Raw genomic sequence first — 25,047 nt, 5'->3', positions numbered from 1 at the left:
AGCAGTTACTTTCAATAGCCAAAACCCAGGCAGGTCCTCCCTGCCTGGGTTTTTTGTGACCTTATTTTACACTTTCCAGGTTTGGACGTCATCTGCTTCGATGATTCCCATAATAACATCATCTACGTCCGGATCCTTAAGGACGCTATCCCTGACCCTGAACTTGATATCATCTGCGTCAGCCAGTGTCAGCCCTTTGCGCAGCTCCAGATAGCTCTCGACATGGTACTGTCTGCCCTCCTGGACAATCCTTAATGTATTGATGTCAATGACATCTGGATCTGACAGGATAAGATTGGCTATACGGTCCTCAACCACCTTAGGTGCAGAAACTCCAATTAGGCCTACGGTGTTCTCATAGCCAATCTTCAAAGCAATCCCGATTAGCAGGATGCCAATCAGCAATGTTCCAATTCCGTCAAGCAAATAAAACCCTGTAACATGCGCCATGACAATCGAAAACAGTGCTAACAGCGCACCAAATGTTGCAATCAAATCCTCATAGAACACCAGTCTTGTCGGCGGTGCTGCCAGGCTGACATTCTTAAACGCGTTTCCAACAATTCCAAATCCCTTTGCTTCACTTCTTGTCTCGTGGGCAATTTCCTTCATCGCTTTAATCAGGATTAATCCATCAACAAGTACCGCAATTGTCATGATCATGACATTAAGCCACAAATTGGAAGAAGCCTTCGGATGCTGAATTAACTCCCATCCTTTGATGACTGTTTCATATGCCATGATCGAAATGATGATGACTGCCACGAGAACGAACAGGTTTACGACCCTGCCGAACCCGGTCGGAAATCGCTTTGTCGCTTCTTTTTCCGAGATTGCACTGCCGATGAAAACAAAGAATTGATTCAATGCATCCGCAACCGAATGTAGTGTCGTCGCGAGCATCGTACCACTTCCGCTAATTCCAGCTGCAACCCCTTTGATGATTGCCAGGAAGGTATTCCCAAGCGCAGCAATTCCGGAAGATTTATTTCCTCTTTTAAAAAATTCAATCATTGATGACATTTCTCCACCCGCTTTACTAGTTAAATATATTTTCCTTTACCTTTTCACGTTTGCTTCCAGTTTAAACATTTTTAAGATTAATCTTCATGAACCACTTATGTAATTAATATGCCAAAGAGCCCCTCAGAATAATGTCCTGAGGGGCTCTTTCTAAAATTTACGTCCTGCTTTTAGAGGCTTCTCCAACTCTTTTATTATAGGCAATCCATTTCTGTTTTGCGTTGATCCATATGTCCTCTGCCAAAAGCTCGATTCCGATTGCAGTCAGCGAGAAGATATCAGCATAATGCTTTTTCACTTCCCATTTCAATTCATGCTTCCCGCAAATACTGTATTTGTTCACTTCTTCCATTTCCTTGCTAAGAAGTGCTAACTGCTGATTTTTTTCCTGTTCCGGGAGAGCAATGATTTCATCGATTTTTTCTATATATTCAAGCGACCTGGTGATTTTCTCATTCACCTCATCATGTGTCTTTTTGTCTATAAGGTTGTACTTCAGTTTAAAAGCATTAAGGCTTCTGGCAGATTCATAGGTTGATCTCACAATTTCATCCCTGGTCATATAATCTGTTTCAAAGCTGAGCATGTATTTCCATGATGGCTGAGTGATTGCTTTTCTATGGTCTTCAAATGTATGGCAAAACTTCTTATAGCCATATTTTTCAGGATTTTCAAATGCCGGGCTTGCCGGGTCAAGGAATGGTGCCAGCGGAGCGACAAAGTATGATAGACGTTTATTCCCGCCACATGCATTGTGAATTTCCTCACAAAAATCGACATTATCAAGGACGCTTTGATAATCCTGATGCGGGATGCCAACCATGAAAAAGATATCAATCTTCTTGCAGCTATGCTTCAATGCAGATTGCAGCGTTTCAATCACTTTTGCATTTGTGCAATTAAATTTGCCGTTGTAACGGCGGATTTTCTCATCATGTGTTTCCAATGTCAATTCAATGCTGTACTTTGGTACAGCCTTCTCAATTTTTTCAAAGAATTCCTCGTTCGCATATTGGAATAATTCAAATACCAGTTCATTTTTCAAGTTGATCTTGCTGAGCCTCTCAAAAAACTCATCTACATATTCCTTACCCGCCTGGCGGATATCATGAAGGATGAAAATCGGGGCCCTGCTGAAGCGCTGAATAAAAAGAATGTCCTCTATTAGCTTTGCAGGTGAGCGTTTTGCCAGTATTTTACGATTGCAATTATCCTTGTATGATTGCTTTGAGCCCCCGCAAATTAAGCAGCCCTGGGTGCAGCCTTTTGCCGTGAGGATCGCCGTATTAGGGTATTGAAGCCATCCATTATAGGGGAGTGGATCCAGGAAATTTTTATACTTGAAGACAGACTTGATAGTATATCGATATCCCGGAATATCAAATTCATCCAGGCTGTCAGGAACATGGCTTAACGGGTTGTATACTGGAGTGTCTCCATCCTTCCAAGTAAGGTTTGGAATCCCGCCCAGATGATGGGTTCCATTTTTCAAATGGTTGATCAAAAGGAGCATTAATTTTTCAGTTGAATCGCCCCGCATGACAAAGTCAATGAATGGATACTCTATTAATTCTTTATGGTAATAGGTTGCAGATAAACCGCCAAAGATCAAAGGAGTTTCGGGATGAAGATTTTTCACAATTTTCGCCAGTTCAATACTTCCATGAGCATGCGGCAGCCAGTGAAGGTCAATCCCAAAAGCCCGTGTCCTAATCTTTTTTAATTTCTTTTCGACATCAAAATTTTCATCCATCAGCATTCGATTGGCGATGTTGATGATTTTCACGCGCAGACCTTGGCGTTCTAAATATTCCGCAATGCTCGTCAGGCCAATAGGATACATTTCAAACACCGGAGAGGACGGAACGACGTCACTGATGGGCCCTGCCAGCAGCGCATTTTTCCTGAAATCATAAACACTGGGAGCATGGAGAAGGACTAAATCGTATTTCAAAAGAATCACCTCAAGTAAAATATATACTATTAATCTGCCTAATAAAGGCAATGTATGATTACACATTAATCATAACTCCCGAATACTTTGTCTCAGTCCCGCAAAGTGCAACTTTTTGTGAACGACTGAACATAATGAGTTAAAAAAGCCGCCAGACCCTGATAAATAAAGGAATTGCGAGTTTATGAAAGTTTTGTGGATACATTTTATAAAAAAAGAGACTGCGATATCGCAATCTCCCTGTCTACTATTTTTCCTGCTGCACCATCAGGATTTCTTCCTCGACCCTTCCCAATTTTAACAAATGGGAATCAAGGCGTTTGTGGATTGTGCTGAATTCTGTATTGTTTTTTATTTCTGCTTTGCTTAGCAATTCTTTTAACATATTTTCGATTTTGGCACTTTGTGCTTCTTCCATTCTTTCAAGTGCGTCTTTAATATCTGTTATATCGATCTGGTTTGATGTAACACGATGTTCAATGCTATCGACTTTTTCGAGCCGGTCGAGTCTTTTTTCAATGTTTTCGGTCCTTTTATTCAATGAGTCAATCGAGCTCTCAATACCTTTTAAGAGATTAATGATTTCAGATATCCCTTCCATTTCACATGGCTCCCCTTTATTTGGCTTAAGGTTATTTTATCATCATTATTCACTTCGATATGTTACAAAACTGGTAACAAAGCCGGTCTTTGTTTTCATTTTCGCCATATTTTCATTGTTACTGCATCTCCAGATCCATTAACGCTTTTTCAGCGCTTCTTCTGGACATATTTATCGTATTCCAGCTTTCTTCTGAATCTAGGAATTCCTGCCTCCTCTGCAGCAACAAGTCTGACAGACCCGGGTGGTCTGGATTAAGCTTATATAGCTCCACCAATCCCTCCACTCCTTCATAAGACAGTGAGTTTAGATAGTAAATATCTATTTTTCCGGTTTCTGAATAACGCTCGATATTGCGCTCAACGACGAAAGTGTCAAGCTGGACCGTATTGACCAATGTGTAAAAAATGATGGCGGATAAGATATAAAAGCGTACAAGCGAGAGCCGATCCATCCATATTCTCATGAAGGAATAGCATAACACCACTAGCAGGAAGATCATGAAAGAATGAGCCAGAACCCTGGCAAAGGTAAACCCATAAGCCTCTTCATACATGAACAGGCGTATAAAAGCTGAATACAGCATCACTCCGCTGAATATAACGAGCAAGGAAAGAAGTGCACGAATAGCCAGCGTCATAAACCTGGAAGCTTTATCAACGTACGAAACAATAGTAGAAATGATCAACAAATTCAACATAGTCACAAAAAGAAGCTCAAAGAATCCTCTGCGCGCAAATTCGGCATACGTATAGCCTTCTTTCAAGGTTTCACTGAAAAAATACTGGAATTGTACAACTACGAAAAGAAAGTAAACGATATTCAATAAAGTGAGCACTGTCAGGCTGATCACAATATCCCAGGCCATCTTGTCTTTCTGCTTCGGAATTTCAGCAGGCAGCTGCTGCTTAGCCCTTAACACCTGCAATAATCCAAAAATACCCAGTGTGTAAATGGAGATTGCGATTGTCCGCAACACCTCCTCCTCTATCTTCAGCCCGAGAAGCCAGCGTGGGAATGCGCCTATAAGGTTGCCAAACTGTTGGTCGGCAGAGACGAGCAGGTTGACAATCACAAACAGTAACGGCAAGGAAATAGCCACGCCAATCAATACTTTTCGGATTGTTGCACTCTTGCTCTCTTCAAGCCCTCTCACAGAAAACTTAATGCCATGGATCAAAAATCTATACACATAGGCAATGGCAGCTCCTACTGTCAAAACGAGCTTTTTGAGAAACGGCCACCTGTGCCATTGATTAGCAAGCGGATAAGTAACAAGTACAAGTTGTATGAGAATCATGACTGGTATCACCAGGATGTTCAATACATATAAAATCATATTTGAATGGAGAAAAAAGCTGGCTGATAGGAGCCATATTGAAGCAATTATTAAAAGTCCAAGCTTTTTATTTGTAAAAGAGTAGGACCGGTATCTCCAGAAAAATACACCATAAAATACAGTTATAAATACAGGATAGGACAAGCCAATTTTCCCATGTAAGAAAGACCTTTCAGCCAGGATTCCAAGAGCAAGACATATAAGGAAAAACTTCCAGTCACCTTTTTTTAGTTTATTTTCCACTTTCACTCTCTCCCTTCACCTAGAATAACTAGGTATATATTCAAAAAAATATTACCCTTTAATTCTATATACATAGAATTTCTATGTACTTTACTAAAAAAATTAGATGGAAGCTTTTTTCCCCCATCTATATCCAACCCAACATATTGGATACAATAGCGCTGTGAAAAGAATACAAATAAAAATGAATGCCGGGCTCAGCAGCGGCTGGAACCAGTCATGCGGGATCAGCTTGAACAACGTCAGGTTCATAAGGATAATATTCGGCAGGATGGACAGGATAAACGTTTTTTTCATCAATCTTCGTCCCTTATGGCCAAAACCCTTGCCAATTTCATACCCAAGCAGTGCCCAAAAGAAGAGGTAAAGCAAAATGATCACAGCTGATATCGATGTCAGACTTTTCCAGGCCATGTCAATAAGAGGGAAATCAAATAGATTATGTACCAGGGTCAGAATCGTGCCGCCAACGAAGAATATCAGGTTTGCCAATATAAAAACCCATTGAGTTTTCACTGGGGTCGTTGACAGTTCTTCTTTCCAGCTTTCTGCAATTTCTCCTGGAGTCCCCAATCTAGAATAAATTTCAGATTTAATATCCGACTCTCCTCTTTCATTGCCGTTAAACTCTTCAAGCATTTCTGTGATATGGATGTCATATTCAGCTAAAATCTGTTCTTTGTCCGTATGCTTCCCTAAATGCCTGCCAAGCTCGTCGAGAAATTCAGTCTTTAACTGGATCATTTTTCGGTCTCCTGATCACTTTGTTCATGACATTGACGAACTGCTGCCACTCTTCCGTTTTCTCAATAAGAACCTCTTTGCCTTCATCAGTAATCCGGTAATACTTCCTTGCCGGGCCTTTTTCCTGCTCCTGCCAGTAAAATTCAATGTATTCCTGCTTTTCGAGTTTATGCAATGCTGGATAAAGGGTGCCTTCTTTTACCTGCAGACTGTGGTCACTGCGCTTATCCAATTCTTTCACTAGCTCGTAACCATACATATCCCGTTCATTCAACAACTGGAGCAGCACAAGTGATGTGCTCCCTTTTAAAAGTTCGCGATTAAACATCCTATCACCTACCTAGTAATAAAAGGTACCTATCGGCATCATAATATATATTGGTGGAAATTTCAAATTAAATTTCAAAAAAGCAGACTGCACTTTTCTGCCAGTCTGCTTCCTGAATATAATTAATTGCTTCCGGATGTTGCTTTCAGGCCGATGATACCAACCAGAATGAAGGCAACGAACATTAGTCTCATGAAGTTGCGCGGCTCTCCAAACAGGACAATCCCGAGTATAACTGCCCCTGCAGCTCCAATTCCAGTCCAGATGGCATATGCAGTACCAATTGGCAATGTTTTAATTGCCATGGACAAGAAATAAAAGCTTATGGCCATTCCTGCAAGTGTAATCACTGATGGGACTGCTTTGGTGAAACCTTCTGTATACTTCAGGCCAATCGCCCAAACAATTTCAAATATACCGGCAATAACTAAATATAACCAAGCCATATGTGTTAACTCTCCTTTCATTATTAGCGCAAGCGCTGGGCTGGAATAAAAAAACCCGGAAGATATCAATGGATATCTCCCGGGTTTTTATCCCTCCGTGTACACAGGCATTTCCTGTGCGCCCTCTCTCGGACCAGTCCAGCAAAGCTGCGGAACCCTAGAGGACTTTTCATAAATGAATAATAACATAATCAACGTAGCCAGTCAAAACACCCGTCAGGTTTCCTGAAGCTCCCTGTTCATCATCACTTCATATTCATTGGATGGCAATGGCGGTGAGTAGAAGTATCCCTGTACTTCCTGGCAGCCTAATGATTTTAGCAGGTCAATCTGTGACTCCGTTTCTACTCCCTCGGCAATTACCTTTAACTTTAGATTCGTTGCCATAGAGACGATTGTTGAAATGATTTCGCGGTTTTCCTGGGAGTGTGAAATGAAGCTCTGGTCAATTTTCAAACGATCGACCGAAAGCTTGCTTAAATAACTCAATGAACTGTATCCCGTGCCGAAATCATCAATGCTGACCTCAATACCAATTTCCCTTAAAGCCTGGAGCTGTGCGTTGATGCTGTCTTCCTTCTTAATCATGATACTTTCCGTTACTTCGATTTCGATCAATTCACCATAAAGCCCATATTCTTTAAGTGTGTGCCTCATGAATTTCACGAAATCCTCCTGGTAAAAATGGATGATCGAGATATTAATCGAAGTGCGGGGAACCTCATAACCCTGTCCCTTCCATTGCACAAGCTGGCTGAATACTTTTCTGATGATCAATCTCTCGAGAGGGACGATCAAATTCGCTTCCTCAGCAATCGGGATGAACACACCTGGAGGAATCATTCCATGGCGTGCATGCTTCCACCTTGCCAGTGCTTCAGCCCCTGTAATTTCATTTGTTGCTGCATTGTACTTAGGCTGGTAAAAAACCGTGAGAGAATCACTATTTATCGCGCTCCGTAATTCATTCTCAAGTTCAAACTTATTCAGGTTATGGTCCACCATGCTTTGGTCAAAAAACTGAAAGTGGTTCGCACCGTTTTCTTTTGCTTTATACATCGCCATATCAGCAAACTTCAGCAATAATTCAAGACTATCCGTATCTTCTGGATACCTTGAGATCCCAATACTAGCCGTGATCAGGAATTCCATTCCCTCCGCAAAAAGCGGACTCTGGAATGCCTGCACAATCTTAGTGGCAACCCCGTCTGGCTTATTACCTCCAGTTACAAGAATCGCGAATTCATCACCGCCTATTCTTGCTACAAGGCATTCCTCCGGGACAACTTCTGAAAGCTTCCTGCCGATCTCTACCAAAATCTTATCACCAAATGAATGCCCAAATGTATCATTGATTCTTTTAAAACGGTCAAAATCTAGATAGATCAAGGAAAACCCTTCATCCTTAATAAGCGCTGCCATGACTTTCTCTAAATTCCGTCTGTTAGGCAAATTAGTCAGTTCGTCATGATAGGCCAGATACTCAATCATTTTGTCTGCCTTTTTCTGTTCTGTTATGTCCCTGACTATTCCGAAGACACCAACTGTTGTATTTTTAACGATGATTCTTACCGCTGTGATTCTCACGTCGGCATAAGTTGAATCCGCTCTTTTCAGAGTGGTTTCAATCAATTTCGTCTCACCGCTGAGCACTTTCATGAAATATTTCCTTATTTTCTTTTCTTCCTCGCTGCCCCCGATCAAATCGATGAAATGGAGGCCAGCTAATTCATTAGCCATATAGCCTGTCAGCTCAACTGCCTCTTTATTGACATTTAAAATATAACCTTGCAAGTCGACCCTGAATACAGAGTCAGGGTTATGGGTGAACAAGGATAAATGAGACTGGACGTTCTTCATGATCAATTTTTCGCCAAAAAGATCCGGTACGAGCATGAATAATAAATTTGCCATGGCCATATAAGCGAACGGCGCCAGGTAAGAATGTATGCCGCTTCCATCTGTAACGTCCATCATCGAAGTCAGGACGATATATGGGATACCTCCCATTGCCATACCTCCAAGGACACTGCCTGTATACTTATACTTTTTTACAAACTCATAAATATCCTCGTTCGTAATCTGCATCAAAAACCTGATGAGCGAAAATGAAGTGACCAATATCATCAAAAATGACAAAACGGATAAAATTGGATGTATCTTGATTGCTTCCCTGAAGATTATATAAAATGCCGTATATTCAGCCGCCATGATGCTGACAGCGATTAATAGACTAGTGAATACGTACTGAGCAGTATTCGCAATATCCCTTTGCGCCAGACTCAAAGCTGAGTATGATCCAATACCGCAAATGCCATAAAAAATGAGGAAAAACAAATAAAAATTGCTGGTCGAAAATGGAACGCCTGCAGAAATAATCACAAATATATGTGTCAGCAAGAATGTGAGAGCCAAAAGAAGTGAATACAGGACCATTTTTCGTCTTTTTCTCTCAACCGTCTTTTTGATCTGCCTGCTGAATTCAACTGCCATTATGGAAGAAATGATTAAAAAAACGACGGTCAATGCTATATTATTCAAGTCAAATATGTACATATGGGGAATATCCATCCTGCCCCTCGTTTCTGTCTGGTTTATTTGCTTTCATGGACTAGCGGTTCTGGTATAGATAATACTTGCCAGTGAGTTCGAATGCCAATTTTCGAAGAAAAGATGGAAGCTTTCTAAATATTATACAATATCCAACAATATAATTGACTGGTTTCGAAGGTTATTTTCATAATATTCAAAACCAACCAATACCAATCATGAAGAGAATTTAATATAATATAAGTAGAAAGTGATCCGCTTTTTTATCCCATCCCAATCCTTGCACCTGGTTGAACTCTTCCCCACATAGCACAAAAGCACAGACTCTTACTTTTATATCGGCAAAACCAACATTATCTTAAGTCCAGTCTGTTTATAAGACTTGACACATATATGGCGACTGGTTAAGGGGTTATTGTGCAATAATGGCATTTTCTGCCTTGGAAAGGAGGGATTAAGATGCAAAGAGAGAAAGAAAGGGGCAGTAGCAACCGCTTATTTTCTGAAACAGCCATTAAGGTTGCATCTGCATTCGTCTGGCCAATCATCGGTAGCCTGTTGGACGTCATATTCAATTTATTTCCGTATGTAACTATTTTGGGTTCTGCTGCAGGATTGGTCCAATTTATTACTTTGTATGCCACGGTGGAAAAAAAGTCTGAGGAAACCACATGGCCAATCATTGAAGCAAGCGTTGACGAGATAAAAAAAGCAGTACGCACGTATTCAGAGCATCTGCCTAAAGGCGTTTACCGAACCATTCTCGTCAAGGAGGATAACCGGATCGATATAGAACAACTTGTCCCCATCCTGAAAGGAATTCCATCACGAAACTTTTATATGTCCAAGGAAACATACGATATTTTCACTGAGGATGAAAAGGATCTAGCAACAACGATTGATAAAGTCCAAAAGGCAGTAGATCTTTATGTTAAAGAGCACAAGGAATACCCTATGCTTCCATATGACCCGCTGCACAGAGTGAACTATTATCAGCTGTTGAATGCCCACTGCCTCGATACTCAGCCGGAGATTGAGCTATATATCACCAATTACGATGGTCTCATAACACATTAAAAACCAGAGCAAAACAGCATCGGCAATTGAGGGTATCGATGCCCTGCCTGGTTTTCCGCTGATGATCTTAAAGATTCCCCTAGTTCGCAAGCACCTCATAAGGAGGATACGGTCCACGAGGGACCAAGTCAAAATGGCAATAAAGCTATTTAAAATAAAATGCTGATTAAATAAATGCCGAGTAACAGAAAGATCAAAAAAATGATCCCTGTAGAAATTTTTATCAGGTTACTGGCTGATTCAAATGTTTGCTTGTTGATATTTTTTCTTACCGAGAAATAATGTGTGGTCGCAAAGAACAGAATGATCAAACCAATCAACAAAGAAAAAATGCTAACAAAAACAGCAATCGTGTCTGCAGCCTGGCTTACAGACCTGATATTATTAAAATGCAAACTTGATGCCAAAAAACCAATCCCGATTATGGCGATCGAAGTCCGGACCCAGGCAAGGTATGTACGCTCATTTGCAAGGTGCTGCTGGATATATTTTGATTCATGTGTATTGTTCTCGTCCACCTCTTCACCTGCTCCCTGTCTCTATTAACTGTATTTTTTCATCCTGGTCTGATGGATTCCTTTTCATTTGCTCATCCACCATCACTTTTTGCATGTTTTATATTTCCACCTCAACAGGAATAGTAATCATCTTAATGTTTAGAGGTTGGAATTCTCGTTCAGACGCTGATGGACTCTATACACCCGTGATTTTTCTTTCATAAGGTATAATAGAAGGAGGAGGCTGATTAACTTGGAAGAAAACAAAAAGAACACGCCTGAAATGGATTTGGATGAGGAAACATTATTTATGGTTTCCCAGACCTTCAAGGCCCTTTCAGATCCGACGCGGCTCAGGATCCTTCATCTGCTGTTGCAGGGGGAACATTCGGTTAATGAAATAGCTGAAAAGCTCAACTTGTTGCAATCCACCGTTTCACATCAGCTGCGCTTTTTAAAGAACCTCCGACTTGTCAAATTCAGGAGAGAGGGTACTTCACTCTATTACACGCATGATGACGAACATGTCATCGACCTGTTAAAGCAAAGCATAGAACATGCCAGCCATCATTGATGGGATGACCATCAATAGATTGGCTGGCATGTTTTTTAGATTTATGTCCCGATACTGTATATCAATTGCAAGGTCCATGGGCGCATGGGCATCCGTGTTCCTCCCCTTCTACCTGAAGTGTACTGTGATCAATCCCAAAGCGGTCATGCAACAGCTTCTGGGCTTTGTGAAGCACTCTGTCATGCGCTCCTTCCCCTTTGACGGCAATATGTCCGCTAAGCATCAGGACGCCTGAAGTAATCGACCAGATGTGGACATCGTGCACATCCTTCACTTCAGGAATCTTCATTATTTCATCTTTCACTTCCTTCACTTCAATCTGCTCAGGTGTGCCTTCCATCAATACATGAAAGCTCTCCTTCGTCACTCTCCAGCCGCTTATGATGATAAGAATGGCAACTGCCACGCTCGCGATGGGATCTGCAAGTCCCCAATCAAAGAAGTATATCAGCAATGCTGCTGTGATTGCCCCAACCGAGCCAAGCATGTCTCCCAACACGTGAAGGAAAGCGCTTCTTACATTCAAGTTTTCATCTTTATCTCCACTCATCAAAATCCACGCTGCAATGATATTGACAATCAGCCCAATAACGGAAATCGCCAGCATTCCCATGCTTTGAACTTGCGGAGGATCTGTAAAACGATGATATGCTTCAACAAATATATAAATTGAAATGATAATTAAGGTAAGACCGTTTAAAGCTGCTGCGATGATCTCGAATCTTTTATAGCCATACGTCTTGGATTGTGTGGCCTTTCTTTCGCCAAGCTTCATCGCAAACAAGCTCAAACCAAGTGCTGCTGCATCGCTCAGCATATGGCCCGCGTCTGAAAGCAAAGCAAGGCTGTTTGTGATTACTCCGCCAACCACCTCAACAACCATGAAAGTCGCGATTAGGAGAAAAGCCCAGAATAAAGCCTTTTTATTGTTTGTATGACCGTGACCGTGACTGTGGCTGTGGCCATGCGAATGATTATGTCCCATATGTGAACCTCCTTTTCTATATATGAATATATGCTCATATATATAATTATGACTCACTTGTGAAAATGGTTCAACAAAAAGCTTGTCTATTTTAAATACCTTATTATTATAGTTTTTACACAAAAAAAATTAAAAACCGCTGGAAATCAGCGGTTTTCTTATTATAAATATTTGCGATGAATCCCTTTTCCATCATAGGTGTATAGCATTGCCCTGCTTTCGACCATAGTTTCAATATGGCATTTCCGGCCCCACAGCTGATGGATATATGGGAGTACTTTTTCAAGATATTTAATGTCGAGCTCAATTCCCTCAAAGCTGTGCGTGATATACAGCTCTCCATTCTTCAGATAATCGCCGTCTGTTACAGTCAAATACGGAAATCCTCCATTGACTCTCATGCTGACAAGCTGGTCGCGAACCTGTTCCCACGCTTTATCGACGACTTTATATTCACGTCCTTGTTTTTGGAAAAGGTACATATCTTCACGCATGACCAGATCCTTCGTCAAGTAATTGCGTAAAAATGAAATATCCGATTCGATTTCGCGGACTTCGAACATTTTTTCACGGCCTGAACCCGGCTTTACTCCTCGCCGTTTCATTTCCTCAGTAGGATTATTGTAGCGCTCCTCGATATCTTCAAAAATTTTGATCCCTAAATAATAGGGATTGATGCCCGTCTTTGATGGCTGCACGACTCCGGCATTCAATTTTGCAAACTCGATTGCTTCGCCGCTTGTCAGGTCCATTTCCCTGAGAATCCGTTGATGCCAGTAAGAAGCCCAGCCTTCATTCATGATTTTCGTTTCAAGCTGTGGCCAAAAATAGAGCATTTCCTCACGCATCATTGTCAGGATATCCCGCTGCCAATCCTCCAGCTCGCGGCTATAGCTTTCAATGAATAATAACAGATCCTTTTCTGGGCGCGGCGGGAATTTCTTCTTCTTAACCTTGTCTGTTGATTCTGTCTTTTTAGATTCAAGATCCCAAAGATCATCATACGGAGTCGCTATTGTCGTTGGTTCGTCCTCAAAATCATCTTCTACCGACCACGCGAGCTTCGGCCTCATCAACGATGGATCAATATGCTCTTCGATCGCTAGCACCGCATCTAGGAAAGACTCCACCGCATGTTTCCCATGCTCGATTTCATATTTACGGATTCTCTCCGCTGTTGCTGCCATACTTTCAACCATATCCCGCTTTGTATTCTGAAAGCGGACATTGTTCTTGAAGAAATCACAGTGAGCAAGGACGTGGGCAACGATTAACTTGTTCTGAATCAGCGAATTAGAATCTAACAAAAAGGCATAACATGGATTAGAATTGATAACCAGCTCATAAATTTTTGAAAGGCCTAAATCATAATGAAGCTTCATTTTATGAAACTGCTTCCCAAAGCTCCAATGGGAAAATCTTGTTGGCATTCCATAGGCACCAAATGTATAGATGATTTCTGCAGGACATATTTCATACCTCATCGGATAAAAGTCCAACCCAAACCCTTTAGCGATTTCGGTAATTTCAGAAATAGCATATTCCAATGACTTTTGATCTTCCGACACCATCTCTCCCCCTTTCACCTCTTACAACAATGTATGAGAAAAAAAGGAGAATGATGAACAGGTTAGAAACTTTACTGCTGGTGCTGCTCAGTAACTGTAAGACTCAGCAACCTTTCATTTTTTAAATCATGGGCGACTTGTACCGTCATAATAACAGGTTTTCCGTCCACCCTGACCTTGTATTGAAATGAGTCGAGTACCTGGCGATCATCAATTTGTTTTCTGCCCTTATAATTGTAACCCTGAACAGCTTCTCCTGGATATTCCTCTTTGATTACAGCAGTTGCAATCCGGCCATATTTTTCATAATCCGGTCTTTGTGCATGTATATCAACTCTTTGAATTCCCAGTAACAAAATCAACAATACAGCCATTGAAAAAACATACTTTTTCATCGTACACTCCTTTTTGCATACCAGCTTTGTGATTCCCACATCGAATTGTAGTCAAACCCGATCATTTTTACGCACTAATATACAGGTAAAACTTGAAAACCCCAGTAAACAGGGTCGTCCAACATTTTCTGAGGAAGATACGGCGCCAATTCCATATAATATTATCAACTCCTCATAAGGAGGATTGGATATGAATAAAACGGATTACGATCGGGCTCTATATTACACGCACCGATCCCAATGGGATAACCTGCTTATCCTTATGGTCAGGACAGAGGACCAGTTCCTGGCAAAAAAGATCGAACATTTTCTCCACGCTTACAACTTTGAAAAAGATTATGCTGTCATTGAAAAGCGCCTGTATTCCCTGCTCAGATATATCGACCACGCAAATGAAGCCGCCGGCGATGACTACCTGGAAACCGCTGTAACCGGCTCGATTTAACAAGAGAATTCCACCAAAAAAATAACACGGCCACCTATATTAAGGTGCCGTGTTTGTTATTTTTTATGCTGATTTTTACTGGTAATTATTTGGTCTGTGTTAAATCGCCGCTAGATCAGGCAATCGGGTAATTCTGTACAAGCGGATGGATGACGATTTCATCAATCAGCATATGTTTAGGCGCTGACGCCATGTAGACAACTGCGTTCGCAATGTCCTCCACCTTTAACCAATCATGCTTTTCAGGAAGTCCTTGTTTTGAATCAGCAAAATAAGTATCAACCATCCCAGGATTGATGGTTCCAACACGAATTCCATATTCCCTCACTTCCTGGGCAAGTGCCCCGCTGAAGCCCTGGACTGCATACTTTGAGGCTGTATAAGCACTTCCATTAGGAATCGTGTATCTGCCTACATCAGAGGAAATTGTGATGATGGTGCCTGATTTACGTTCCTTCATATGTGGAAGTACGGCTTTGGCGCCAAGGAATACACCTTGTACATTTACTTCAAATAATTTTTTCCATTCATCAACCGTGACTTCTTCTGCCAGTTTGAAAAATCCGATTCCGGCATTATTGACAAGTACGTCAACCTGGCCGAAAGCTTCCACCGTTTTTTCAACAAGGTTCTTCACCTGCTGCTCATCGCTTACATCGGTCTGGACGGCAATGACATCTGAAAAACCCTTCTGTTTCATTTCATCTGCTGTCTGATTGATTTCTTCTGAGCTGCCTGCGATTGCAAGCTTCACTCCCTGCTCAGCCAATTTCAAGGCGATTTCCTTGCCAATTCCTCTTGATGCACCCGTGACGATTGCGACTTGTTCTTTTAACATTTGATTACTTCCTTTCTTGCTGAAGTTCTAAGGTGATTACTGGTTTTTTGCAACTTCCATTTTCTTTTCAACTTCCTCCATGAAATCCTGTTCGATTTTTTGGAGTTTCTGCTTGCTTTCTGCCAGGCTGTTGTCGTTCACACCAAAATAAAATTTGATCTTTGGTTCCGTTCCAGACGGGCGAAGGCACATCCATGTACCATCCTCAAGATAGTATTTGATAACATTAGAAGATGGAAGCTGGATTTTTTCTTCCTCGTTGTTTTCATTCAGTCTTACACCTGTTAAATAATCTTCCACAGTGGTTACTTTCAATTCACCAAGCTGTTTTAGAGGTTCCTGTCGGAATACTCCGAGCGTTTTCTGGATTAATTCTGCGCCCTCTTTTCCTTTTAGCGTCAGGGAACGCAGACCTTCCTGATAATAACCGTATTCTTCATAAACACTGAGGAGAGCTTCGTACAAGGACATGCCCTTCTTTTTATAGTATGCGCAAACCTCGACAGCAAGCATCGCCGCCTGGACTGCGTCTTTATCACGGGCAAAGTCTCCGATTAAATATCCATAGCTTTCTTCATAGCCAAACAGGAACTTATACTCCCCTGAGTCTTCATATTGCTTGATCTTTTCAGCAATGAACTTGAAGCCAGTCAGGACATCGATTGTCTCGACTCCGAAAGAAGAGGCGATTTTACGCCCAAGTTCGGACGTTACGATTGTCTTGAACACTGCTCCATTGGCTGGGAGTGTTACCTTTTCCTGTTTTTGCGTCAGGATATAATGCAACAGCAGGGCTCCTGTCTGGTTTCCTGTCAGCACAACATATTCCCCATCCGGGTCTTTTACAGCGATACCGAGCCTGTCTGCATCAGGGTCTGTTGCAATGAGTACATCAGCATCGATTTTCTTCCCTTCACGGATTGCAAGCTCAAATGCGGCAGGCTCTTCAGGATTCGGGCTCTTAACTGTTGAAAACTCAGGATCCGGGAGCTCCTGCTCTTTCACGACCGTGACGTTCTGGTATTTCAGGTTCGTCAGGATATTGCGCACAGGCATATTGGCAGTGCCATGCAATGGTGTGAAAACCACTTTCACATCGGCTTCATCCGAGAGTGTCGGATTTTCGGAAATTGACATCAGCTTCTCAAGATACGCGCGATCCACTTCGGACCCAATCATCTTGATCAAGCCTTTTTCCTTCAGTTCATGCTCGTCCATGACCTCGATGGAAAGTTCATTTTCAATCTCATTTACCTTTGTGATCACTTCATCAGCACTATCTGGAGGCAGCTGGCCGCCATCAGGGCCATACACTTTATAGCCATTATACTCAGGCGGGTTATGGCTCGCAGTAATGACGATTCCTGCGTATGCATGCAAGTGCCGTACTGCGAATGAAAGCTCCGGTGTTGGTCTTAATTCTTCAAAAACATATGTCTGGATGCCGCGAGTTGCCAAAGTCTTTGCAGCTTCCATTGCGAATTCAGGTGACTTATGGCGGGAATCGTAGGCAATTGCCACGCCACGCTGCTTCGCTTCATTTCCCTGCTTTTCTATGTATGCTGCCAGGCCTGCAGATGCCTTGCGGACAGTATATAAGTTCATTCGGTTGGTACCCGCGCCGATTTCACCGCGCATTCCGCCAGTTCCGAATTCCAGATCTTTATAAAATACTTCCTCTAATTGCTTCTCATTATCCTTTAATGAATCAAGTTCGGCTTTCAGTTCCGGATCCAATCCAGTAAAACCAAGCCACTTGTCGGCTTTCTTCTTCCAATCCATTGAATGACCTCCCGAAAAAATAAGATTTGAATCTTACAGCTAATTATAAAACAAGATAGGGCTTTATTGATAATTTTTGTTTATTTATTTGATGGAGCATGAAACAGTGTTGAAACTCATTTTTAGAGTCCTATTGGTGCCCCGTTTTTATGGTTTTGAGATTTTTAGGGCACCAATGGGCTTTATTGGTGACCTCTTTTTCTGGATTTTGAATTTTTTGGGCACCAATGGCCCGTATTGGTGACCTCTTTTTCTGGATTTTGGATTTTTTGGGCACCAATGGCCGCTATTGGTGACCTCTTTTTCTGGATTTTGGATTTTTGGGCACCAATGGCCCGTATTGGTGACCTCTTTTCTGGATTTTGGATTTTTAGGGCACCAATGGCCCGTATTGGTGACCTCTTTTTCTGGTTTTTGGATTTTTAGGGCACCAATGGGCTTTATTGGTGACCTCTTTTTCCGGTTTTGGGATTTTTATGGCACCAATAGGCTTTATTGGTGACCTCTTTTTCTGGTTTTTGGATTTTTAGGGCACCAATAGGCAGTGTTGGTGACCTCTTTTTCTGGATTTTGGATTTTTAGGACATCAATAGGCAGTGTTGGTGACCTCTTTTTCTCGTTTTTGGATTTTTAGGGCACCAATAGGCTCTATTGTTTGCCTCTTTCCGCAAAGAAAAAACACCTGGGACTCAGTGATTTTCCTCAGGTGCTTCACTTTTTCCTACTTCTTGTACTGAATGCGGTAAATGTCGTGTCTCCGGTCCTTCAACTGACGGACTGTGCCGTCCTGGCGCTGGCGGCGGAGAATTTCCAGGTCGACATCACCGATCATGACCATTTCGATGTTCGGGTTCGTTTCGCCGACGATCCCATCCCTGGCGAATTCAAAATCAGATGGAGCAAATATCCCTGACTGGGCATATTGGATATCCATGTTTTCTGTTTGCGGCAGGTTGCCAACCGTACCCGAAATGACCGTGTACACTTGGTTCTCGACCGCTCTCGCCTGGGCACAGTAACGAACCCGCAGGTAGCCTTGGCGATCTTCGGTACAAAACGGTGTGAAAATGATTTTGGCTCCCATATCAGTGGCGATCCTCGCAAGTTCAGGAAATTCGATATCATAACAAATTTGAATTGCGATTTTTCCGCAGTCTGTATCGAACACCTTCAATTCATCGCCCCGGCTGATGCCCCACCATCTGCGCTCATTTGGCGTGATATGCAGCTTGTATTGCTTATCAATTGTTCCATCGCGACGGAACAGATAAGAAATATTATAGATCTCATCATCTTCTTCTTTTACCAAATGCGAGCCGCCGATGATGTTGACATTGTAGCGGACAGCCAGGTCGGTGAACAGCTCGATGTACTGTTCTGTATATTCCGTCACCCTGCGCACCGCGAGCGAGGGTGATTTTTCATCCATGAATGACATAAGCTGTGTCGTGAAAATTTCCGGGAACACGGCAAAATCCGAACCGGCATCTGATGCAACATCCGTAAAGTATTCAACCTGGTGAGCCAAATCTTCAAATGACTTGATTTGTCTCATCATATACTGGACAACGCATATCCGCACAGGATTGCTGGTCTTATAGAATCTTTTCGATTTTGGCTGATAGTCGACATTATTCCACTCCATCAATGTCGCGTATTTATTCGACTGGAGATCATCCGGCAAATAGTTCGGATTGATCCTCATCAGAGTGAAGTCGTTCCGCAGCTGGAATGAGAGAACCGGATCATAGATTTTATGTGAAGCAACCTGCCGGACATATTCTCTTGGTGACATTTCTTCCGCGTGCAGGTGGTAATTTGGGATTCTACCGCCAATAATGATACTTTTCAAGTTCATCTGCCTTGCGAGATCTTTCCTTGCCTCATACAAACGGTAGCCAACTTTCATCCTCCTGAATTCAGGATGGGTCATGACTTCTATTCCATATAGGTTATATCCATCCGGGTTATGGTTCGTAATATAGCCTTCATCTGTGACATCATCCCAGCTATGGCGATCATCGTATTCATCAAAATTTATGATTAGGCTCGAACAGGAGCCAACTACTTTCCCATCATATTCAGCGACAAATTGGCCTTCAGGAAAAATTTCAAGATGGCTCTCAAGCTGGTCCCGCTTCCACGGGTCCATTCCCGGAAAGCAGCTGTTCTGCATCTTGATGATTTCATCAATATCCTCTTGCTTCGTGTTGCGGATGATCATTCTTTTTTCAAATTTGGACAAATCCAATTCACTCATATAATCCTGCATCCTTTCTGTCATAAAAAACCGTTATATTAGCATTTGCTTACTATGTATGTAAAAAACAAACAAGACTCAAAACCATCATCATATTCCTATACCCTAAATTAATCGGTTATAACTCTTTATTTAGCTTCTCCCTTTGTATTGGGAAAAATAATTTCACATAATGTTAATTGAAATATTTTATTACATTCCTTAAGATGTAATGAGAGATAAGTGTTTCTTTTATATAGAATGTTTAAATAGAGATTATCTAGCTTAGGGGAGATTAGCTTGAAAGAGACGAAAAAAGATTCAAGGGAGTCGTATTTATTTGCGGCCTGGGCTGCGTCGATCGTTGCCATGTTCGGCAGTCTGTATTTCTCAGAAATCCGGCAGTATGAGCCTTGTCTCCTGTGCTGGTATCAGCGAATCCTGATGTATCCTTTTGCGTTGATACTCGGGATTGCAGTCGTTAAAAAAGATTATAAGATTACCTTTTATACGATGATTATGTCAGCTGTCGGCGGATTGATATCGCTGTACCACTATTCATTGCAAAAGGTGCCATTCATGGCTGACAATGCTGTTACTTGCGGAAGGGTTCCTTGTACAGGCCAATATATCAACTGGCTTGGTTTTATAACCATCCCATTCCTGGCACTAACTGCATTCATCATTATTTTCTCATTAAGCCTGCTGGTCTGGAAGAAATCGAAGGAGGAAGCGTAAATTGAAGAAGGTCATTGTTTTTCTATTAATTATCATTGCATTATTCGCAGCATTATTTTTCCTGAATAAGGCGCAAAATGAGGAAAAAGCTGAAGGAAATCCTTACGGGAAGGACACACTGCATCCAGAAACCGTCAAACAACTGAATGATCCCAACTATCAAAATATCATCCTGCCTGAAGAACTGGAGAAAAAAATTGAAAACGGCGAGGATGTCACCGTCTATTTCCACAGTCCGACATGCCCTCACTGCGTTCGCACCACTCCGGTTGTTGCACCTCTGGCAGAGGATATGAAAGTTGACCTGGTTCAATACAACCTCTTGGAGTTTGAACAAGGCTGGAATGATTACGGCATCGAATCCACGCCAACAATCGTCCAATACAAGAATGGAAAAGAAGTTAACCGAATCGTTGGCTATCAGGAAGAAGCGACTTTCGAAGCTTGGTTCAATGAAAACACTTTAAAATAAATGGAAAACGCCTGCATTCGCAGGCGTTTTCATTTGCATTATTTTTTGATCAATTTACAGCAAAAGTTTGTTGGCGGCTTTCGTATAAGTACTGATATAATCTAGATGAACATGCTTGGAATCACAAAATTGACTGTAATTAAACGGGAAACAGATTCCGTAGTCTGTCAATGTCTGGACATTTTTACGGAACATCGACTGATATTTTTCAGGAATGTGGCCAGACTCCAAAATAGAGATCAATGTCTGCATGCTTGTGATCACCTGGAATGCATCGCCAAGTGTACTGAATCTCTCGAACTGTTCGGGTCTCGTATGTAGTACTTCAAGCCTTTCGAATTCATGAATGTCTTCATCCGTAAAGTACAATGGAAAAATATCAGTGTAAAAATATCTTGCCAGTTCTAGCACTTTTTCTTCTTGTCCGGGTGTAGACGCAAATACAATTTTCAATGATCGACCCACCTTTTTATACCCTTTGTAATCTATTCGTAATATATATACCTAGAATAACATATTCATTCCAATTAACTGGGTGGTAATTATGCCCATGCATGCGGTAAAAGTTGACAGATCCTTCTTCAATGCAAACAAGTTTTTTACCGTCAACTCAGTAAAAATTAATGAAGTCAGGAGATCAATATGATACATACAACTAAAAAAGGCGAATGGTGTGAACTTGTCATTCCCGCTGAATGGGAAAAGCACACTCTTGAAACACTTTTCAAGGATTTTTGGAAAGCTCCAAAAAAATTGGTCCATCTTTTAAGGATGGAAAAAAACGTCCTGATTAACGGACATGTTCCCGATTGGACAACTCCCCTTAAAAAAAATGACCGCTTAAGCTTGAAACTTTTTACTGAAGAAGAGCAGACTGTCCATCCTGAATACTTGGATGTTGATGTCCTGTATGAGGACGACCACCTGATTATATTCAATAAACCGTCAGGAATGGATACCCATCCAAACGTGAGCGGCCAAGGCGGTACTTTGGCGAATGCAGCTGCTTTCCATACGGAGTCAAATGGAGAAGTTACCCGGCCGCGTCATATCCACAGACTTGACCGCGAGACAACAGGTGCCGTGCTTTTCGCTAAAAACCCGCTCATAACAGCCATTCTAGATAAAATGCTGGAGGAGCGCGCAATTAAAAGAACCTATTTGGCTTTGGCTGACGGCATCATCAGTCAGAAAAAAGGAACAATTAATAAACCAATCGGCCGGGACCGGCATCACCCAACAAGAAGAAGAGTATCTGAGACAGGGCAGCAGGCCATCACTCACTTCAAAGTATTAGATAAAATAAAACATAAAAATCTTACTCTGGTTCAATGCTCACTTGATACCGGCAGGACCCATCAGATCCGGGTGCATTTCAGCTCAATTGGGCACCCGCTTGCCGGGGACACCCTGTACAGCGGAAGCGATACATTTCACAGGCAAGCGCTGCATGCAGTAAAAATGGAATTCACCCACCCGTTCACACAAGAAAGAATAATATGTCACGCACCTTTTATCGACCAACCGCCGATATTTTTTAACATTGATCCTAATGAGATTTAAAATTTGTATAAATTCACAAAAAAAATCCTTCCAAATCGGAAGGATTTTTTCATAATGCTATTAGTCAGCTTTACGCATGCTTTTCATGACAAGGCTGACGATGAATACCAATGCAATCGCACCGATCAATGCCGGGACAATCGCAAAGTCAGCAACTACAGGTCCCCAGTTTCCTAAGATTGCTTGTCCAATCCAAGCACCTACGAAACCAGCGATGATGTTACCAATGATGCCGCCAGGAATATCTCTTCCCAAGATTAATCCTGCTAACCACCCAATAATACCACCAATAATTAATGCCCAAAGAAAACTCATCATAATGTTATTCCTCCTTAAAAAGTAGATGTATTTTACAAGTAGTAATAGTGCTAAGGGGTTTTACACCCTTTTAAAGAGTTCAAACTGCAGCGAAGTAAAATTAGTCTTTGCTGATCTTAGTTGCTTCCCGGGAGCTAACCAGCTTGCTCTAATGTTATCTTACCTCAATTACCGTGATGTTAAACCAGGCTGTTCTGCAGTCGGACAAGCAGTGATCTAAGATGTTGAATCGTGTTGTTTTCTGCTTGTACACCTACATTACCACCCATAGATTATTTTAAAACCTACCGGGATTTAAATAACCTTCCAACACCTTTCAGCACGCAGTTTTCTCTTTCCTTTTAATGTATCCATTTTCACAAATAAAAAACGGACTGAGTGGAATTCAGTCCGTTTTTTCCAAGAATATTCATTTCACAGGATTCGCTTGTGTCTGCTTATTTAGCTCCTTTAAAAATCAATATGGTCTGGATCGGCGCCAAAACGCTGGTCCTTATTGAGCCCATTGATCTCTTCCAGTTCTTTTTGATCCAGCTGAAAATCAAATATATCTGCATTTTCTTTTAGCCTTGACGGTGTGACTGATTTAGGAATTGGGATAATTTGATTTTGCACATGCCATTTTAAAATAACCTGAGCAGGAGTCTTGGCGTGCTTTTCCGCAATCTTCCCCAGCACAGGATCATCAAGGAATCTTCCTCTGGACAATGGAGACCAAGCCTCTACTTTGATGTCATTTTCCTGACAAAATTTTCGCAGTTCGGCCTGCGAAAGCAGTGGATGAAGTTCCACTTGATTGATTACTGGCTTTTCTATGCAATGGCTTAGGAGGTCCTGCAAGTGGTGTATTTTAAAATTGCTGACACCAATTGCCTTCACCCTGCCTTCCATGTACAGCTGCTCAAGAGCACGCCATGTGTCCAGATATTTGCCTTTTACTGGCCAGTGGACGAGATATAAATCCAAATAATCCAGCCCTAACCTTTCCATGCTTTCATTAAAGGCTTTAAGCGTATTATCATACCCCTGTTCAGAATTCCAGACCTTCGTTGTGATAAATAATTCTTCCCTCGGTATACTGCTGTTACGGATCCCTCTTCCTACACCCTCTTCATTCTGGTAAAAAGAAGCTGTATCTATCAGCCGATATCCGAGATCAAGCGCTGTCTGGATTGTTTCCTCGATTTGTTCTCCTTCCTCCACCTTATAGACACCGAGGCCAAAAGCCGGTATTTTCACACCGTTATGTAATGTATGCATATCAAAAATGCTCACCATGATCCGCCTCCTTTTTAGTCCATTTTATCCCTCGGCAAAGATTAAGACAAATCAAAACGGCTGCCATCCTGACAGCCGCTAAATCTATATAAACGGCTCAACGGCCGAAATTTTTTTGAATTAGTTTTTTAGTTCCCGGCAAAAATTTGTCCTAAACAGCCGGACAATACCTTTTTTTAAAATGGGCTTATCTCCTTTTTCAGGACGCATAAAAAGCCCGGGAAAGACTTCCCGGACTTCAGTCGTTTAAAATTACTTTATATTGTTAATTGCTCCGATTAACCTTTTTTCAATGTCTGCCGCAATAGCTTGCAGGTCATCATTTTCTACAAATTTAATCAATTCAGTTGGCTTTGGAAGACCGACCTTGGTCGTTCCGTTCTCTTTATAAACCACAATTTTACAAGGGAGAAAATAGCTTACGATAGGATTCTTTTCAAGTACTCTTTTCGCTTCATGCGGATTGCATACTTCAAGGATGATATAGTCACCGTCAAGTTCCACACCTTTTCCCGCCAGTGTCTCCTTCATATTAAGGGACCAAAGGACACCAAATTTCTCCTCTTTCAAGCTTGCCTCAAGTGCAGATACTGCTTCATTCATTGACTTGTCCACTTCGATTGTATGATGGAACATTTTCATCTCTCCTTTCGATTTTAAAAAATACCTCTCTTTTACAGCAGATAAACCACTATAGGTATTATAAATATTGTGCCATAGAGAAAAACCGCCGTACACTATTTTGCATTCCGGCGGTCTACGGTCATATAGTCTTTATAATGGGAAAATGCTTAAGATCTTTCTTGCAGCTCAGTAATTTCGACGGTTGTCCTTTCTTCCAGCGGGCCGCGCAGGTGGACAGTGGCCGTACGTCCATCTTCATTTAAATGGTCAATCCACACAGATGCACCGTTGTATGTGACATCTATTTCCGCAGACGATGACAGTATTTGTTTTATACGATTCAAATCCATATTGTTACCTCCGCAATCATTTTTTCTCCCCTATTTTAGCTTGAAGCTTTTCTTTTTATTCGTACTTAAAAATTAT

At 41.7% G+C, this 25,047-nt stretch carries 26 protein-coding genes and 1 riboswitch; of the genes, 6 read left to right on the top strand and 20 right to left on the bottom strand.

Features of this window, described 5'->3' with window-relative positions; genetic code table 11:
* Positions 1–66: 66 nt before the first annotated feature.
* The 8 genes from FOF60_RS05695 to FOF60_RS05660 all read right to left on the bottom strand — a co-directional run bounded on the left by FOF60_RS05695 (position 67) and on the right by FOF60_RS05660 (position 9,249).
* Positions 67–1,023: a cation diffusion facilitator family transporter gene (locus FOF60_RS05695; protein WP_192472838.1), complete on the bottom strand. Its 957-nt coding sequence runs from the start codon at positions 1,021–1,023 to the stop codon at positions 67–69.
* Between the two features lie 157 nt (positions 1,024–1,180).
* The gene (locus tag FOF60_RS05690; RefSeq protein ID WP_225650351.1) at positions 1,181–3,043 is read right to left on the bottom strand and encodes a TIGR04190 family B12-binding domain/radical SAM domain protein; all 1,863 of its coding nucleotides are present in this window, start codon (positions 3,041–3,043) and stop codon (positions 1,181–1,183) included.
* Positions 3,044–3,224: 181 nt separating this feature from the next.
* Positions 3,225–3,578, bottom strand: coding sequence for a hypothetical protein (locus tag FOF60_RS05685; protein ID WP_192472837.1), 354 nt, complete (start codon positions 3,576–3,578; stop codon positions 3,225–3,227).
* Positions 3,579–3,696: 118 nt separating this feature from the next.
* Positions 3,697–5,160, bottom strand: coding sequence for a DUF4153 domain-containing protein (locus tag FOF60_RS05680; protein ID WP_192472836.1), 1,464 nt, complete (start codon positions 5,158–5,160; stop codon positions 3,697–3,699).
* Positions 5,161–5,262: 102 nt separating this feature from the next.
* Positions 5,263–5,904 (bottom strand): HAAS signaling domain-containing protein, encoded by a 642-nt coding sequence (locus tag FOF60_RS05675; RefSeq protein ID WP_192472835.1) that lies wholly within the window; start codon positions 5,902–5,904, stop codon positions 5,263–5,265.
* Positions 5,885–6,232 carry a PadR family transcriptional regulator gene (locus FOF60_RS05670; RefSeq protein ID WP_192472834.1) on the bottom strand — a complete coding sequence of 116 codons (348 nt, stop codon included), beginning with the start codon at positions 6,230–6,232 and terminating at the stop codon, positions 5,885–5,887. Before FOF60_RS05670 ends, FOF60_RS05675 begins: the two co-directional genes overlap by 20 nt.
* Before the next feature lie 122 nt (positions 6,233–6,354).
* Positions 6,355–6,678, bottom strand: a complete 324-nt coding sequence (gene sugE, locus FOF60_RS05665; RefSeq protein ID WP_192472833.1) for a quaternary ammonium compound efflux SMR transporter SugE — start codon at positions 6,676–6,678, stop codon at positions 6,355–6,357.
* Between the two features lie 74 nt (positions 6,679–6,752).
* Positions 6,753–6,850, bottom strand: a riboswitch (guanidine-I (ykkC/yxkD leader).
* Positions 6,851–6,894: 44 nt separating this feature from the next.
* The gene (locus FOF60_RS05660) at positions 6,895–9,249 is read right to left on the bottom strand and encodes a sensor domain-containing protein (RefSeq protein ID WP_192472832.1); all 2,355 of its coding nucleotides are present in this window, start codon (positions 9,247–9,249) and stop codon (positions 6,895–6,897) included.
* A gap of 438 nt (positions 9,250–9,687) precedes the next feature.
* Between FOF60_RS05660 and FOF60_RS05655 the strand changes: the two genes are divergently transcribed.
* Positions 9,688–10,305, top strand: coding sequence for a DUF3939 domain-containing protein (locus FOF60_RS05655; protein WP_192472831.1), 618 nt, complete (start codon positions 9,688–9,690; stop codon positions 10,303–10,305).
* A 149-nt stretch (positions 10,306–10,454) separates the two neighbouring features.
* On the opposite strand, the gene FOF60_RS05650 is transcribed toward FOF60_RS05655, so the two are convergent.
* The gene (locus FOF60_RS05650) at positions 10,455–10,823 is read right to left on the bottom strand and encodes a YidH family protein (RefSeq protein WP_192472830.1); all 369 of its coding nucleotides are present in this window, start codon (positions 10,821–10,823) and stop codon (positions 10,455–10,457) included.
* Between the two features lie 262 nt (positions 10,824–11,085).
* Between FOF60_RS05650 and FOF60_RS05645 the strand changes: the two genes are divergently transcribed.
* Positions 11,086–11,376 carry an ArsR/SmtB family transcription factor gene (locus FOF60_RS05645; protein ID WP_192472869.1) on the top strand — a complete coding sequence of 97 codons (291 nt, stop codon included), beginning with the start codon at positions 11,086–11,088 and terminating at the stop codon, positions 11,374–11,376.
* Positions 11,377–11,437: 61 nt separating this feature from the next.
* Here FOF60_RS05645 and FOF60_RS05640 read toward each other — a convergent pair whose 3' ends face one another.
* From FOF60_RS05640 to FOF60_RS05630, 3 genes are all read right to left on the bottom strand, one after another.
* Positions 11,438–12,361, bottom strand: coding sequence for a cation diffusion facilitator family transporter (locus FOF60_RS05640; RefSeq protein ID WP_192472829.1), 924 nt, complete (start codon positions 12,359–12,361; stop codon positions 11,438–11,440).
* 161 nt (positions 12,362–12,522) lie between these two features.
* Positions 12,523–13,932, bottom strand: a complete 1,410-nt coding sequence (locus tag FOF60_RS05635; protein WP_192472828.1) for a SpoVR family protein — start codon at positions 13,930–13,932, stop codon at positions 12,523–12,525.
* Positions 13,933–14,000: 68 nt separating this feature from the next.
* On the bottom strand, positions 14,001–14,324 hold the full coding sequence (locus tag FOF60_RS05630) for a DUF3889 domain-containing protein (protein ID WP_192472827.1): 324 nt from the start codon (positions 14,322–14,324) through the stop codon (positions 14,001–14,003).
* Positions 14,325–14,514: 190 nt separating this feature from the next.
* Here FOF60_RS05630 and FOF60_RS05625 point away from each other — a divergent pair, with 190 nt between their 5' ends.
* On the top strand, positions 14,515–14,769 hold the full coding sequence (locus FOF60_RS05625; RefSeq protein ID WP_041966370.1) for a YhdB family protein: 255 nt from the start codon (positions 14,515–14,517) through the stop codon (positions 14,767–14,769).
* 115 nt (positions 14,770–14,884) lie between these two features.
* Here FOF60_RS05625 and FOF60_RS05620 read toward each other — a convergent pair whose 3' ends face one another.
* From FOF60_RS05620 to FOF60_RS05610, 3 genes are all read right to left on the bottom strand, one after another.
* Positions 14,885–15,607 carry an SDR family oxidoreductase gene (locus tag FOF60_RS05620; protein WP_192472826.1) on the bottom strand — a complete coding sequence of 241 codons (723 nt, stop codon included), beginning with the start codon at positions 15,605–15,607 and terminating at the stop codon, positions 14,885–14,887.
* 36 nt (positions 15,608–15,643) lie between these two features.
* Entirely contained in the window at positions 15,644–17,389 is a 1,746-nt protein-coding gene (locus FOF60_RS05615; RefSeq protein ID WP_192472825.1) for a phospho-sugar mutase, read from the bottom strand.
* Between the two features lie 721 nt (positions 17,390–18,110).
* A complete protein-coding gene (locus FOF60_RS05610) occupies positions 18,111–19,649 on the bottom strand; it encodes a bifunctional GNAT family N-acetyltransferase/carbon-nitrogen hydrolase family protein (protein WP_192472824.1) in 1,539 nt (512 codons plus the stop codon).
* Between the two features lie 279 nt (positions 19,650–19,928).
* On the opposite strand from FOF60_RS05610, the gene FOF60_RS05605 reads away from it, so the two are divergent.
* Both FOF60_RS05605 and FOF60_RS05600 read left to right on the top strand, forming a co-directional pair.
* The gene (locus tag FOF60_RS05605) at positions 19,929–20,366 is read left to right on the top strand and encodes a disulfide oxidoreductase (RefSeq protein WP_192472823.1); all 438 of its coding nucleotides are present in this window, start codon (positions 19,929–19,931) and stop codon (positions 20,364–20,366) included.
* A 1-nt stretch (position 20,367) separates the two neighbouring features.
* Positions 20,368–20,838, top strand: a complete 471-nt coding sequence (locus FOF60_RS05600; RefSeq protein ID WP_192472822.1) for a thioredoxin family protein — start codon at positions 20,368–20,370, stop codon at positions 20,836–20,838.
* Positions 20,839–20,892: 54 nt separating this feature from the next.
* Here FOF60_RS05600 and FOF60_RS05595 read toward each other — a convergent pair whose 3' ends face one another.
* Positions 20,893–21,291 carry a YhcU family protein gene (locus tag FOF60_RS05595; protein ID WP_192472821.1) on the bottom strand — a complete coding sequence of 133 codons (399 nt, stop codon included), beginning with the start codon at positions 21,289–21,291 and terminating at the stop codon, positions 20,893–20,895.
* 189 nt (positions 21,292–21,480) lie between these two features.
* Between FOF60_RS05595 and FOF60_RS05590 the strand changes: the two genes are divergently transcribed.
* On the top strand, positions 21,481–22,401 hold the full coding sequence (locus FOF60_RS05590; RefSeq protein WP_192472820.1) for an RluA family pseudouridine synthase: 921 nt from the start codon (positions 21,481–21,483) through the stop codon (positions 22,399–22,401).
* Positions 22,402–22,461: 60 nt separating this feature from the next.
* Here the strand turns inward: FOF60_RS05590 and FOF60_RS05585 are convergent, their stop codons facing one another.
* The 4 genes from FOF60_RS05585 to FOF60_RS05570 form a co-directional block, all read right to left on the bottom strand.
* Positions 22,462–22,716 carry a GlsB/YeaQ/YmgE family stress response membrane protein gene (locus tag FOF60_RS05585; protein ID WP_192472868.1) on the bottom strand — a complete coding sequence of 85 codons (255 nt, stop codon included), beginning with the start codon at positions 22,714–22,716 and terminating at the stop codon, positions 22,462–22,464.
* 453 nt (positions 22,717–23,169) lie between these two features.
* On the bottom strand, positions 23,170–23,997 hold the full coding sequence (locus FOF60_RS05580; RefSeq protein ID WP_192472819.1) for an aldo/keto reductase: 828 nt from the start codon (positions 23,995–23,997) through the stop codon (positions 23,170–23,172).
* 252 nt (positions 23,998–24,249) lie between these two features.
* Positions 24,250–24,633 (bottom strand): DUF302 domain-containing protein, encoded by a 384-nt coding sequence (locus FOF60_RS05575; protein WP_192472818.1) that lies wholly within the window; start codon positions 24,631–24,633, stop codon positions 24,250–24,252.
* A 155-nt stretch (positions 24,634–24,788) separates the two neighbouring features.
* On the bottom strand, positions 24,789–24,971 hold the full coding sequence (locus tag FOF60_RS05570; protein WP_192472817.1) for an H-type small acid-soluble spore protein: 183 nt from the start codon (positions 24,969–24,971) through the stop codon (positions 24,789–24,791).
* Positions 24,972–25,047 lie beyond the last annotated feature (76 nt).

The organism is Mesobacillus jeotgali, assembly GCF_014856545.2.
Classification (GTDB): Bacteria; Bacillota; Bacilli; order Bacillales; family Cytobacillaceae; genus Mesobacillus.
Note: the sequence above shows the minus strand (reverse complement) of the source record. Positions and strands in the feature narration are given on the sequence as shown.

Coding starts and splice junctions, on each gene's coding strand:
- FOF60_RS05695 (WP_192472838.1), bottom strand. CDS start 1,023: ATGTCATCAATGATTGAATTTTTTAAAAGAGGAAATAAATCTTCCGGA.
- FOF60_RS05690 (WP_225650351.1), bottom strand. CDS start 3,043: ATGTGTAATCATACATTGCCTTTATTAGGCAGATTAATAGTATATATT.
- FOF60_RS05685 (WP_192472837.1), bottom strand. CDS start 3,578: ATGGAAGGGATATCTGAAATCATTAATCTCTTAAAAGGTATTGAGAGC.
- FOF60_RS05675 (WP_192472835.1), bottom strand. CDS start 5,904: ATGATCCAGTTAAAGACTGAATTTCTCGACGAGCTTGGCAGGCATTTA.
- FOF60_RS05670 (WP_192472834.1), bottom strand. CDS start 6,232: ATGTTTAATCGCGAACTTTTAAAAGGGAGCACATCACTTGTGCTGCTC.
- sugE (WP_192472833.1), bottom strand. CDS start 6,678: ATGGCTTGGTTATATTTAGTTATTGCCGGTATATTTGAAATTGTTTGG.
- FOF60_RS05660 (WP_192472832.1), bottom strand. CDS start 9,249: ATGGATATTCCCCATATGTACATATTTGACTTGAATAATATAGCATTG.
- FOF60_RS05655 (WP_192472831.1), top strand. CDS start 9,688: ATGCAAAGAGAGAAAGAAAGGGGCAGTAGCAACCGCTTATTTTCTGAA.
- FOF60_RS05645 (WP_192472869.1), top strand. CDS start 11,086: ATGGATTTGGATGAGGAAACATTATTTATGGTTTCCCAGACCTTCAAG.
- FOF60_RS05640 (WP_192472829.1), bottom strand. CDS start 12,361: ATGGGACATAATCATTCGCATGGCCACAGCCACAGTCACGGTCACGGT.
- FOF60_RS05635 (WP_192472828.1), bottom strand. CDS start 13,932: ATGGTGTCGGAAGATCAAAAGTCATTGGAATATGCTATTTCTGAAATT.
- FOF60_RS05630 (WP_192472827.1), bottom strand. CDS start 14,324: ATGAAAAAGTATGTTTTTTCAATGGCTGTATTGTTGATTTTGTTACTG.
- FOF60_RS05625 (WP_041966370.1), top strand. CDS start 14,515: ATGAATAAAACGGATTACGATCGGGCTCTATATTACACGCACCGATCC.
- FOF60_RS05620 (WP_192472826.1), bottom strand. CDS start 15,607: ATGTTAAAAGAACAAGTCGCAATCGTCACGGGTGCATCAAGAGGAATT.
- FOF60_RS05615 (WP_192472825.1), bottom strand. CDS start 17,389: ATGGATTGGAAGAAGAAAGCCGACAAGTGGCTTGGTTTTACTGGATTG.
- FOF60_RS05610 (WP_192472824.1), bottom strand. CDS start 19,649: ATGAGTGAATTGGATTTGTCCAAATTTGAAAAAAGAATGATCATCCGC.
- FOF60_RS05590 (WP_192472820.1), top strand. CDS start 21,481: ATGATACATACAACTAAAAAAGGCGAATGGTGTGAACTTGTCATTCCC.
- FOF60_RS05585 (WP_192472868.1), bottom strand. CDS start 22,716: ATGAGTTTTCTTTGGGCATTAATTATTGGTGGTATTATTGGGTGGTTA.
- FOF60_RS05580 (WP_192472819.1), bottom strand. CDS start 23,997: ATGGTGAGCATTTTTGATATGCATACATTACATAACGGTGTGAAAATA.
- FOF60_RS05575 (WP_192472818.1), bottom strand. CDS start 24,633: ATGTTCCATCATACAATCGAAGTGGACAAGTCAATGAATGAAGCAGTA.
- FOF60_RS05570 (WP_192472817.1), bottom strand. CDS start 24,971: ATGGATTTGAATCGTATAAAACAAATACTGTCATCGTCTGCGGAAATA.